At 46.7% G+C, this 11,519-nt stretch carries 11 protein-coding genes; 6 read left to right on the plus strand and 5 right to left on the minus strand.

What is annotated here, in order from left to right:
* Positions 1-13: 13 nt before the first annotated feature.
* The 4 genes from M0413_RS02280 to M0413_RS02290 form a co-directional block, all read right to left on the minus strand.
* A complete protein-coding gene (locus tag M0413_RS02280) occupies positions 14-2,047 on the minus strand; it encodes a TRAP transporter permease (RefSeq protein WP_249553036.1) in 2,034 nt (677 codons plus the stop codon).
* 101 nt (positions 2,048-2,148) lie between these two features.
* A complete protein-coding gene (locus M0413_RS02285) occupies positions 2,149-3,105 on the minus strand; it encodes a TAXI family TRAP transporter solute-binding subunit (RefSeq protein WP_249553038.1) in 957 nt (318 codons plus the stop codon).
* A gap of 502 nt (positions 3,106-3,607) precedes the next feature.
* The gene (locus M0413_RS22910; protein ID WP_037413559.1) at positions 3,608-3,730 is read right to left on the minus strand and encodes a hypothetical protein; all 123 of its coding nucleotides are present in this window, start codon (positions 3,728-3,730) and stop codon (positions 3,608-3,610) included.
* Positions 3,731-4,047: 317 nt separating this feature from the next.
* Complete coding sequence (locus M0413_RS02290) at positions 4,048-5,541, minus strand: helicase HerA-like domain-containing protein (RefSeq protein WP_249553039.1); 1,494 nt, start codon at positions 5,539-5,541, stop codon at positions 4,048-4,050.
* 204 nt (positions 5,542-5,745) lie between these two features.
* Here M0413_RS02290 and M0413_RS02295 point away from each other — a divergent pair, with 204 nt between their 5' ends.
* The 6 genes from M0413_RS02295 to M0413_RS02320 all read left to right on the plus strand — a co-directional run bounded on the left by M0413_RS02295 (position 5,746) and on the right by M0413_RS02320 (position 9,994).
* Positions 5,746-5,979, plus strand: a complete 234-nt coding sequence (locus M0413_RS02295; protein WP_037413552.1) for a hypothetical protein — start codon at positions 5,746-5,748, stop codon at positions 5,977-5,979.
* Positions 5,980-5,990: 11 nt separating this feature from the next.
* Positions 5,991-6,416 carry an NfeD family protein gene (locus M0413_RS02300; protein ID WP_047536794.1) on the plus strand — a complete coding sequence of 142 codons (426 nt, stop codon included), beginning with the start codon at positions 5,991-5,993 and terminating at the stop codon, positions 6,414-6,416.
* Between the two features lie 47 nt (positions 6,417-6,463).
* Positions 6,464-7,342, plus strand: coding sequence for a KPN_02809 family neutral zinc metallopeptidase (ypfJ, locus tag M0413_RS02305; protein ID WP_249553041.1), 879 nt, complete (start codon positions 6,464-6,466; stop codon positions 7,340-7,342).
* Positions 7,343-7,404: 62 nt separating this feature from the next.
* Positions 7,405-7,818, plus strand: coding sequence for an NUDIX hydrolase (locus tag M0413_RS02310; RefSeq protein WP_249553042.1), 414 nt, complete (start codon positions 7,405-7,407; stop codon positions 7,816-7,818).
* Between the two features lie 42 nt (positions 7,819-7,860).
* Positions 7,861-8,865, plus strand: coding sequence for a YecA family protein (locus M0413_RS02315; RefSeq protein WP_249553043.1), 1,005 nt, complete (start codon positions 7,861-7,863; stop codon positions 8,863-8,865).
* Positions 8,866-8,875: 10 nt separating this feature from the next.
* The gene (locus M0413_RS02320) at positions 8,876-9,994 is read left to right on the plus strand and encodes a hypothetical protein (RefSeq protein WP_249553044.1); all 1,119 of its coding nucleotides are present in this window, start codon (positions 8,876-8,878) and stop codon (positions 9,992-9,994) included.
* Between the two features lie 146 nt (positions 9,995-10,140).
* On the opposite strand, the gene M0413_RS02325 is transcribed toward M0413_RS02320, so the two are convergent.
* Complete coding sequence (locus M0413_RS02325; RefSeq protein ID WP_249553045.1) at positions 10,141-11,454, minus strand: ATP-binding protein; 1,314 nt, start codon at positions 11,452-11,454, stop codon at positions 10,141-10,143.
* Between the last annotated feature and the right edge of the window lie 65 nt (positions 11,455-11,519).

The following is an 11,519-nucleotide window of genomic DNA, read 5'->3' on the forward strand; positions in this document are numbered from 1 at the left end:
AACTTCCAAAACATTACCCCTGCTCGGCAAGACGTTTCAGTTTGCGGGCTCTGAGGCTGTGCTGCACGATAAACAGTAGCGCCAGTCCAAAGCCAATTTCATCACTGAGCGGGGTGGCAAGGATCAAACTGGCTCCAGCGAGGAAGCCGATAACCCGTTCCCACCAATAGAGTTTTTGCAGTAAGAAACCCGTAAAAATTACGCCCCAGATACCAATACCAACGGTTGCTTTTAGCACCACAAAACCCGTTGCCAACCAGCTATCGCTTTGCAGCATTAGTGCTGGATCGTAAACCGCCATAAAGGGGATAACAAAGCCCGCGATAGCAATACGAATCGCCCACAGACTGATCTTAAGCCCCGACTCCTTTGCAATCGGCGCGGCCGCAAAACAGGCTAAGGCAACGGGTGGTGTTAAGTCAGCCATAATCCCAAAGTAAAACACAAACATATGGGAGACGATCAGCGGCACGCCTAAATCCAGTAACGCCGGTGCGGCAATTGAGCTGGTAATAATATAGTTAGGGATGGTGGGTATTCCCATGCCTAATACCAGACAAGTGAGCATAGTTAATACTAAGGATAAGAACAGGTTATCCTGCCCGACAGCGAGAATATAGCTGGCAAAAGTGGAGGCTATTCCCGTGAGCGAGACAATACCGATGATCACTCCCACTAAGGCGCACGCAATCCCAACTGGTACGGCGTGGCGGGCACCTTCGACCAATGCATGTAAGCAAATAGTCAGAGTATCTTTACCGCCCTTGATAAACCAACAGATGGCCACGAGTATGGCAATGACTCCAAATACCACGCCAATCCCCATCTGGAAGAAGCCCGCGCACAGTACGCCAAGGGCAATCCAAAAGGCAAAACGCAGGGCATTAGAAGGCAGGCGCAGCACAATGGCTGAGCCTAAGATCACTATCGAGGTCAGCGCTAAACCGACCATGCCCGAGAACAGCGGTGTTCTGCCAGAAAACAGCAAATAAACCAAAATAAACAATGGAATAAGCAGATACCAACGCGCTTTAACCGCCGCCCAAGGATCGGGACATTGATCTTTAGGCAAGCCACAAAGATTGGCGCGTTTGGCTTCTAAATGCACCATCCAAAAAACGGAGCAAAAATACAGTAACGCTGGCAGTAAGGCCGCTTTGGCTATTTCAATAAACGGCACGTTAATGGTTTCGGCCATGATAAAGGCAACTGCGCCCATAATCGGCGGCATGATTTGGCTACCCATACTGGAGGTGGCTTCAACACCACCGGCAAAGGCGGGACGGTAACCAAAGCGTTTCATCAGTGGAATGGTAAATTGTCCAGTGGTCACCACGTTGGCGACGCCCGATCCTGTGATTGTCCCCATCATCGCCGAGGAAACCACGGCGACTTTGGCCGGGCCACCCAGTTTATGGCCGAATAAGCCCATCGCAAAATCGGTAAACAAACGGATCATGCCTGCTTGTTCTAAAAAGGCACCAAACAAAATAAACAGGAAGATATAAGTGGCCGACACATAAGTTGGAGTGCCATAAAACCCCTCGGTGCCAAAGGATAACTGGTTGATTATTTGATCAACGCCATAGCCGCGGTGCATTAAGTCGCCGGGGAGGTATTGGCCGAATAAGCCATAGGCTAAGAAAATACAGCAAATGATTGGTAATGCCCAACCCATCACCCGCCGCGCGGCCTCAAACACTAATACAATCAAAATAATACCCATGACCATATCGGCATCGGTTAATTCACCCGAACGTTGGATCAGATCGGCCTCAAAAATCCATTGATAGGCGGCCGTTGCCATGCCCGCAAGGCCAAGCTGCCAAGCTAAGGGTTGCCAAGGGCGAGACTTGCCCACGGCGGGATAACTTAAAAAAACCACTAAAAGTAAAAAACCAACGTGGGTTGCCCGCAGCACTTGAGTCGATACGGGGTGAAATGCGGCGGTAATGATTTGAAAAATCGAGAAAATAAGTGCCGTATAAAACAGCGCTTTGGGCCAGTCACTGGTGCTTGCACCTAGGCCTTGTTCGGAATCGCTCATATTTATGCCTCACAGCATTAGACAACAGAGGGCGACGCAGCACTTGGGGAATCACCCAAGTGCTTAGTTGGAAAAGGGTCGCTCAGATTGAGGTTACACCCTTAGAGTGCGCCAACTTCTTTGAAATAACGCTCCGCACCAGGGTGCAGTGGCGCTGGTAGGTTTTTGGTCGCTTTGTCTAATTGAATCGCTTTTGCCGCTGAGTGCGCATTACCGAGACGATCTAAATGTTCAAACATCAGTTTGGTCATCTGATAGGCTAAATCGTCTGACACTCCCGCGTGAGTGACAAATAGGTTTTGAATCGCAACCGTTGAGACATCAGCAGTTTGACCTTCGTAGGTCGATGCGGGGATGACTCCATGCTGATAGGCAGGATTATTAATTTTGAGGATCACATCTTCGGGGACTTCAACAAAGTTGATTGGCATCGTCGCTGCCAAATCACGAATTGCCGCCATCCCTAAGCCCGAGGATTGTAAGGTTGCATCTAACTGACGGTTTTTAATCAGCTCAACGGATTCAGCGTAAGGTAAAAACTCAACCTTGCCCATATCCTCATAGCTTAAACCAGCCGCTTTGAAGATGGCGCGAGCATTGAGTTCAGTACCCGACTTAGGTGCACCGACAGAAATACGTTTACCTTTTAAATCAGCTAAGGTTTTGATACCTGATTCTTTACTCGCCACTATTTGAATATAGTTAGGATAAGCGGTTGCGAGCACGCGCACCTTATCTAACGGTTTTTTAAAGCCTGCATCGGCATCGCCCTGATAGGCCGCAGCCACTGAATCACCTAAGGCTAAGGCCAGCTCACCACGACCGGCTTGCAGCAAGTTAAGGTTTTCAACCGAGGCTTTAGTGGCTTGTACTGAGGTCTTCGCGCCTTCAATACCTGTACCATAAAGTTGCGACAGTGCCACACCAATCGGGTAATACACACCACTGGTACCACCGGTCAGAATATTGATAAAGGCAGGTGCGGCCGCCATCGTGGCTGCACTGAGTGAGAGGGTTAAAGCGGCGCCCACGGCGATAAAACGTTTGTTGATTTTCATGCTTAAATATCCTTATTTTTTATTGTGTTATAGTAGGGTAAGAACAATAGATATCATTGATTATTTATTTTAGTATCAGACCTTATATACCCAAAACTGTTCAAAATACAAGCTTTAACACGCCTTTCGATACAAGCTAGATGGTGATTTTTTACGGCTAATGTGCCGAGTTAATCAGTGTAACCATGAGTCGATAATGCGTAGATTACATCTGCATCTAGGAACATATCGGCAAGTGTGTTGCGTTCAGAATGTGTGGATTTAGGTGAATAAAACCATAGCAAAAGACTCAAGCATTGTAGATATTGCTTTAGTCTAGGTGAGGTCCTAAATAAAGGCGTTCTAGCCTATGAACATTTAAAAATCAGTATGTTAGCGTTTTTGTGTTTGCGGAATAAATTATCGGTAAGTTGGTGAGAATAAAAAACGGGCTAATAAAAAGGGCTAACCGTAGTTAACCCTTAATCAAGATATTGGAAGCGCACCCTAAGGTGTCACAATATTACTTAACGTTATCGAGGAGGCCTTTAGTCGCGTTTTTGGCGTGCTTTGCAGCGCGTTTTTCCTTGATCGACATTAACGGCTTTTTCTTGGCCTCTTTGCGATTTTTTTGCTCTTTACTCATAGTTAACTCCATGTACTTTCAGTGGTTGTTCATCAGGCTAATCATGTAAGCCATTTGCATAAAACCCGTTCCATGATGTCCTGATTAAAGCGAAACGTTTAAACTCGAATTACACCATTTTTAAATCACAACTATTTAAAACGATTGGTAATTTATTTGAATTTGTTTGCCTCTCTGAGCTGTACTCGCAAAATAATCTTATCACCGAAATCCTAAGGAAGATCCACTCGCTGCTTAGAATAATTCACGCTAATGCTAGTGCTAATCTGTATATAAAATATGCGGTTCAGAACACGGTATTTACACATTTCATTACCTTACCTGCGAGTCGATTTTCCCAGTATGCCGCCGAGTAGCCCGCGCAATATTTGTTTACCGAGTTGATTACCCACGGTTCTCGCCGCTTGTTTCGACAAGGTTTCGGCTAATCCTTGGCGGCGTTTATTGCCAAAGATAAGCTCGCTAAACCAGCCTTGCTCAGCTGCTTTGGTCGTTGGCGTACTGGTTGTTTGCGCAGTACCGCTGCCATTCGTTTGTTCGGTATGACGTTGATTCAATAGCTCATAGGCGGATTCGCGATTGACTAAAGTATCGTATTTACCACCAATCGGACTCTGATGACGGATAGCGGTTAACTCTTCGGTCGTGGCTGGCCCCATCCGGCAGCGTGGTGGTGCTATTAAGGTGCGCTCAACCATAGTCGGCACACCTTTCTCGGCAAGGGTTGACACTAAGGCTTCGCCCACGGCGAGTTGTGAAATTACCTCGCTGACCATCAATTTAGGATTCGATACAAAGGTTTCGGCTGCGGTTTTAACGGCTTTTTGATCCCTTGGGGTATACGCCCTGAGGGCATGCTGAATGCGATTGCCGAGTTGACCGAGAATTTCATTGGGAATGTCGTCGGGAAATTGCGAGCAGAAATATACCCCGACGCCCTTGGAGCGGATAAGCCGCATAATTTGCTCTATGCGTTTAAGCAAACTTGCTGGGCAGCCCTCAAATAATAGGTGTGCCTCATCAATAAAGAAGACTAATTTAGGTTTATCGAGATCGCCAACTTCGGGTAAATTTTCAAACAGTTCTGATAGCAGCCAGAGTAAGAAGCTGGAATAGAGGTTAGGGGTCAAGATGAGTTTATTGGCGGCTAACAGGTTGATAATGCCGCGCCCTTGCAAGTTAGTGCGCATCAAGTCTTCGAGTTGAAGTGCAGGTTCACCGAAAAAGTCGTTACCCCCATCGCGCGCTAAACCAAGCACTGAGCGTTGAATGGCGGCAAGGGACTGGGCGCTGATAAGCCCATATTTGGCTGAGATGTCTTTGCGCTCATCGGCCACTAAGTTGAGCATGGCGCGCAAATCGTCGAGGTCGAGTAACAATAAACCTTGGTCGTCAGCCAGTTGAAACACTATGTCTAAAATGCTGCTTTGGGTGTCGTTTAGCTCGAGAATGCGCCCGAGTAAGGTCGGCCCCATTTCACTCACAGTTGTGCGTAAGGGGTGCCCTTGCTCTCCCGCGAGATCCCAGCAAACGACGGGGTTTGCCTCGGTTTGATAATCTACTATCCCGATTTCTGCCGCCCGCTTCAATAGCTTATCGTTTGGTGTGCCTGCGACACCGAGTCCTGAAATATCGCCTTTGATATCAGTAAGAAAGACGGGTACACCTTGGCGGGAAAAGCCTTCGGCTAGCGTCATCAGCGAAACGGTTTTGCCTGTACCTGTAGCGCCAGCGATCAGTCCGTGGCGGTTGGCATATTTAAGATTTAAGTGAACCTGTTGCTCACCTTTACCTAAGAGTAGAGTATTCAAGCGCAGTCCTTGTCTTAATTAACGCCCCAAGGTGAACCAAGGGGGAGTTGGTCATGGGTGGATAAAAAAACATCACTCAGTGTTTGCCTTTCGTGGATCTGTGTCAATATCGTTGAGCACATAATCGATACAGCTCAAGTAAAGCTTGGCAATGTTAGTTTGGCTAAGTGTAGTTATTTTGTAGCATTTGTTGAGGAGCCGAAGATGAAAACCCCATTGATTATGTTAGTCTTGTCCACATTATTATTGACCTCTGGCTGTGCTGAGCTAGCCTGTTCCGCCCGGACGGATGTCGACCCCTATGAACCCATGCTAGATAAACAGCGCTGCGTGGATGAGGCGGATAAGCAGTTAACTGCCCATGAAAAGGCCAAAAAGGCTGAAGAGGAACAACAGCTTAAACAAGCTGTAGATCGGGCGATTCAACAACGTCAATAGAAAGGATTGGTATGAAGGGAGCGGGAGGAACACAGGGCGGTATTGGCCAGTTTTTTATTGGACTTGCCATGATGTGTGCAGGATTCTATCTGTTATTCAATGCGATACAGGTAAGTTCCAGTTTTGGGCTAGGTTACGGCCTCTACCGCATGAATGCCTTTGGACAGGGATTATCGATCACCACAGGTATGGTGATGCTGCCGTTTATCCTCGGGATAGTGATGGTGTTTTTTGATGCCAAGACTAAGCTCGGTTGGCTGCTTACCTTAGGCTCCTTAGTCGCCTTACTTGTAGGCGTGATCAGCTCGATTCAGTTTCACTTTAAAGCCATGTCGGCCTTCGATTTGATCGTGATTTTAGTGTTAGCCTTTGGTGGGCTAGGGCTGTTTTTGCGCTCGTTAAAAGCGGCTCCTACTGAGCAGAATGATCCCAAATAACGGCTAAACTGAAATGTCTATTGCATACCCATAGCCGAGGAAATCCAATGCGTTGGCGTGACAGTGATCGCAGCTCCAATATCGAAGACAGACGGGACCAACAGATGGCGTCGGCGGGCGTGCCCAGTGCGCTCTTGCTTAGGTTATTGCCTTTTCTGCTGCAAACTAAAATCGGTCGAGTGGTATTGCTGCTGGGCGGGTTATATTTTGCGTTTCAATATTTTACCGGCGGATTATCCCTCGAACCGAGTAATCAAGCGGGGTTTAGTCAGTCTCAATCGGCCAGTAATACCGCGGCTCAAGATGAAAATGCCCAGTTTGTGGCGGCGATTCTTGGCACGACGGAGACCGTTTGGAATCAATTGCTACAGGGGCGATATGTCGAGCCCAAACTGGTGCTTTATCGCAATATGACCTCAACGGGATGCGGTATGGGACAGGCGCAATCTGGGCCTTTCTATTGCCCCGCTGACGGCAAAGTGTATATCGACTTGAGTTTTCTCGAGGAGTTGAAAAAACTCGGAGCACCGGGGGATTTCGCCTTTGCCTATGTTATCGCCCACGAGGTCGGTCACCATGTACAGAACCTACTCGGCACCAGCACTAAAGTGCGTCAGGCGCAGCAAGCCGCTGGCAAGGCGCAGGCCAATCAACTGAGTGTTGCCCTCGAATTGCAAGCCGACTGTTACGCTGGCGTGTGGGGGCATTATGTCGATAGACAGCTCAATTTGCTTGAGCCTGGCGATGTAGAAGAAGGCATTACCGCCGCTAGTGCTGTGGGTGATGATCGCCTGCAAAAAATGGCGGGTCGCGCGGTGCAACCTGAAGCCTTTACCCATGGTAGTTCGGCTGACAGAGTGAAATGGTTTAATATCGGCTTTGCCTCCGGCAAACCTGCCAGCTGCAATACTTTTAATAGCAAATAGCAAATAGCAAATAGCAAATAGCAAATAGCAAGCTGGTAATCGCGCCAACGTAGGATGGGTAGATGGCATTTGAAGATAGGTTTCGGCTCAGTAGTCATGCAGTGATCACCAATGAATTAGGGCAAGTGCTGCTGCTCAAAGCGAACTATGGCAATTTTGCTTGGGGCTTACCCGGCGGCGCCTTAGAACCAGGAGAGACCATTCACGAAGCGCTGCTGCGCGAATGCCAAGAGGAATTGGGGCTTGAGGTTAGCATCCATTATCTAAGCGGCGTTTATTATCACAGTACCTATCAATCCCAAGCCTTTATCTTTCGCTGCGAGCTAGTACAACCCTCGCCTGATACGGCAATTTGTTTAAGCCACGAACATTCAGAGTTTGCCTTCCATGATATCGACACGCTTAGCGCGGTTCAGCAGCAAAGAATCAAAGATTGCCTTAATTTTAACGGTGTTGTCGTGAGTGCAAAGTTTTAAGGTGTTGTCAGTAAGTATCTACAACAATAAAAAGAGACAGCAATGAAACTCGGTCGTAACGATCCTTGCCATTGTGGCAGTGGTAAAAAGTTTAAACGTTGTTGTATGAGCAGCGTTTTCCAGCAACATGCCCAAGTGTTCGATGATGTTGAGGCCATGTTGGCAATGAACCCAAATTTGAGCCTTGATGAACTTAACGCAGCTTTACAATACAAAGTGCAAGACCGCAATAATCAACCTCATCCCGATTTTTGTGGCGTAACACCAACACAAATGGCCAATTGGCTATATGCGCCTTTTGAGCAATTACAGTGGGTGAAAATCAGCACACCAGACGATCTTTCAACCAGTCCGGTGATGCGTTATCTAGCGCTAATTCTTGATGAGGCCATGGCGCAAGAAGGCTCCTTCAAAGCCACAAGTAAAGGCAACTTACCGACTAAGTTGGTTAAACAGGCCAGTGAGTTATTACCTGAGTTTGCCGTTGCTCAGTTTCCAATAAATATTAGCAGCAGTGAGTTTGCGGGCAGTTCTGAAGACAAGTTTAATGCCTTGCACTACACCCGAGTGTTAGCCGACATTTGCGGTATTATTTACCTTCGTAGTGGCCGTTATCATGTTAAAAAGTCAGCGCAAAAGCAGTATCAAGCTCTAGGCATACAGGCATTTTTTAAACCTATGTTAGAGGCTGCCATCGGCAAATATAACTGGGGCTATTTGGATGGTTTTGAGTTTGATGTCGACTTACGAACCTTTTGGTTATTTATGTTGTGGCGCCTACAAGGTCATCACAGTGTAGAAAAGCTGGTGAAAGAGGTGATGACGGCTTTCCCCGATTTACTGCTTGCATTCGCTTTGGATGATTACTTCTCGCCAGAAAGAAGTTTAAGCATGCTCATCGAATCAAGATTTATTGAGCGATTTTTACAGTTTTGGGGATTTTTGATCATTGAGCCAAGACGTTACAAAGGCGCTGAACCGATCGGCAGAGTTGTTAAGGTACAGCCTTTGTTAAAACAAACTTTTCAATTCACCATTAACGCATAGCAAGGCCATCGTGAGCGAATATCAATACTATAAATTCGAGCGTCTGGATGGTTACTTAGATGCTAAGGCGCGCCAAGCACTCAGAACCATTTCAAGCCGTGTGGACATCACTGCTACGTCCTTTCAGGTGTATTACACCTACAGTGACTTAAAGGCGGAACCTTCTACGCTGATGTTAAAATACTTCGATATCGGGTTTTACTATGCCGATTGGGGCTCAATCGATGTATACATCAAGTTACCTGCCGGAACGATCCCTGAAGCGTTGCTTGCCTTTTCAAGCGATGGGCTTCATGTACATCAAAGCGATGAGTGGCAACTGCTGATTTTTTCCATCGAAGAGTATGGCGAGTATTTTGACGATGAACAGGCTGACGACTTTTTCCAGCATTTAGCTGGGTTACGTAGCGAGTTAATCCACGGGAATTGGTGTCTTGTGTACTTTATGTGGCTCAAAGCGTTTGATTGTAATGAAGAACCTGAAGAAATACCGTTAATTCAATACGATTTTGAGCATCTCAGTGAAGAGGTGCAGACGTTTGCGGCGCTGTATGATATTCCGTTAGCATGGGTTAAGGCACTTGCGATGGTGCTGAACGAACAACCAAGTCACCAAGCCAAACAAGCCCAATTTCAGTTTGATGCGTGGCTGCATAATCTCACGGATGCGGAGAAAGACACGCTATTACGCACGCTGTTTGAGCAAGGCCAGCTAACCCGTCACCAAGCCTTAGCACTGACGCGAAAAGAATCGGCCAACACCGACGAAATCTATCAATACTGGTTAACCCCCGACCTGATTTCCCCTTTCATAGAGCAAGCGCAAAGCCAATTACAGCAAGAGCAAGCTGAGGCGCTCGCAAAAAAATTAGCCATCGAAAAAGCGGAAAAAGAGAAGATGTTGACGGATATCTACAATCAGCGTGAGCACAGCTGGCAGCAAGCACAAGAGCAAGCGAATCGCACCTGCGCCAGTGGCTATGATGAGGCAGCACGCTATTTGCATCAGCTGTTTGAGGCCTATCAGTTTAAAGCGGATAACGTGGCGTTTGAGCAACGTTTTAAGCGCTTTGTTGTGACTAATAATGGCCGTAAAGCGCTGTTAAACCGGTTAAGTGATTTGCTTTAAATAATGGGGTTACAGACAGGCCAAGCGTTGTTAGCAAAAAATATCGTTCAGTTTTGATTGGCTGAAAACTTGTATGCTCCTTAGGTCTACAGATTGTTACTCATAAAGTCACTTTGTGTAGACCTCTGGATGCTAAGCAACTCTCTTTACCATCTCTGTGGTAAATACTGGGTGAAATACAAAGGCATTACAATATTGGTTTGTTCTAACGCCGATGAGCCTTGTGTGCCAGTTAACTTAAAGGTTTTACTTGGAGCACATTTTTCAACGTAGGATGCCAACGATTTGGCTCTGGTACGTTTGCCACTTTTGACTTCAACAGGGATGATATGGCCTTCATCGGTTGCCAAAATAAATTCGATTTCGGCGCGGGCGTCATTCCATGAATAGCTTGGGTCAACGCCAATAGCAGTGAGCTCTTGTTGTACAAAGTTTTCAGCCACATAGCCTTTGTACTCATAGTCTTGTTGCTTAATCTCTTTATAACTACTGCCTAGCATATGATTGAGCAGCCCCACATCAAATAGAAACAGTTTAACCATATTTTCTTTTTTATAGGCCGCCAGCGGAGATTTCGGCAATCCTTCAACAGGGTAGTTTGGCAAGGCTAAGCGGCAACAGTGAAGCCAATGGATCGCGGTCTCAAAATCGCTATAACGAGATTTACGCTCATGCACATGTTTAAATTTAAAGCGTTTAACGGACTCATCGCTGACAAGTGATAGCTGCGCTGGAATACTGTTAAACACAGATTCAATCAGTGTGGCATCAACCCTGCCCGCGTACTTGCCAAAATCGCGGCGATAACCTTCAACTAAATCGGCATGAATTTTTGTGACTTTTTCAACCCGCTCTAAAATGCTCGCATCTTTCAACCTATACCAAGCGGAAACGGCTTCTGGCATACCACCGGTAAAAAAGTAATCTGTAAGTTTATCCATCAATTTAGTGTGCACCGCCGGTGTGCTTGCTTGGGCTTCAAACGCTTTGATCAGTGCTTGCTCGTTGGATGCGTAAATAAATTCTTGGAAGGTCAGAGGTCGTAAATTGTATTGTTCTACCTTACCTACAGGGAAGGTGTTGAGCAAACCAATATTCGAGCCGCTTGCTGCGACAAAATAGGACGGTGCTTTTTCAGCAAAATACTTTAGTGAGGTAACGGCACGCTCACATTCGCCAATTTCATCTAATATCAGCAGATCGGTTTCTGGGTTGAACGCCTGATTGGTCAACAGCTCAATGTTCATTATTAGCTCGTCTGGTGACAGTGAGCCATCGAATGCTTGTTTGTAGGCGGGATTTTCAAGAAAGTCGATACGCAGGATGTTGGCAAAGGTGTTACCAAACAACTCTTGCAGCAGATAGGTTTTACCCGTTTGCCTTGCGCCATCGATCAATAATGGCTTGCGCACAGGTTGGTTTTTCCATGCTATTAAGGCGTTGAGTAGGTTGCGCTGCATTGTCATTTCCCGTCAATTAAGATTGTTAACGGCCTATACTATAACTCATCCTACACTTTTACGCG

Origin of the sequence: Shewanella sp. 8A, from assembly GCF_023475945.1 — a bacterium.
Taxonomy (GTDB): Bacteria; Pseudomonadota; Gammaproteobacteria; order Enterobacterales; family Shewanellaceae; genus Shewanella; species Shewanella xiamenensis.

Bases quoted from the DNA above. Each gene is read 5' to 3' on its own strand.
- M0413_RS02280 (WP_249553036.1), bottom strand. From the start codon at position 2,047: ATGAGCGATTCCGAACAAGGCCTAGGTGCAAGCACCAGTGACTGGCCC.
- M0413_RS02285 (WP_249553038.1), bottom strand. From the start codon at position 3,105: ATGAAAATCAACAAACGTTTTATCGCCGTGGGCGCCGCTTTAACCCTC.
- M0413_RS22910 (WP_037413559.1), bottom strand. From the start codon at position 3,730: ATGAGTAAAGAGCAAAAAAATCGCAAAGAGGCCAAGAAAAAGCCGTTA.
- M0413_RS02295 (WP_037413552.1), top strand. From the start codon at position 5,746: ATGAAAACCCCATTGATTATGTTAGTCTTGTCCACATTATTATTGACC.
- M0413_RS02300 (WP_047536794.1), top strand. From the start codon at position 5,991: ATGAAGGGAGCGGGAGGAACACAGGGCGGTATTGGCCAGTTTTTTATT.
- ypfJ (WP_249553041.1), top strand. From the start codon at position 6,464: ATGCGTTGGCGTGACAGTGATCGCAGCTCCAATATCGAAGACAGACGG.
- M0413_RS02310 (WP_249553042.1), top strand. From the start codon at position 7,405: ATGGCATTTGAAGATAGGTTTCGGCTCAGTAGTCATGCAGTGATCACC.
- M0413_RS02315 (WP_249553043.1), top strand. From the start codon at position 7,861: ATGAAACTCGGTCGTAACGATCCTTGCCATTGTGGCAGTGGTAAAAAG.
- M0413_RS02325 (WP_249553045.1), bottom strand. From the start codon at position 11,454: ATGCAGCGCAACCTACTCAACGCCTTAATAGCATGGAAAAACCAACCT.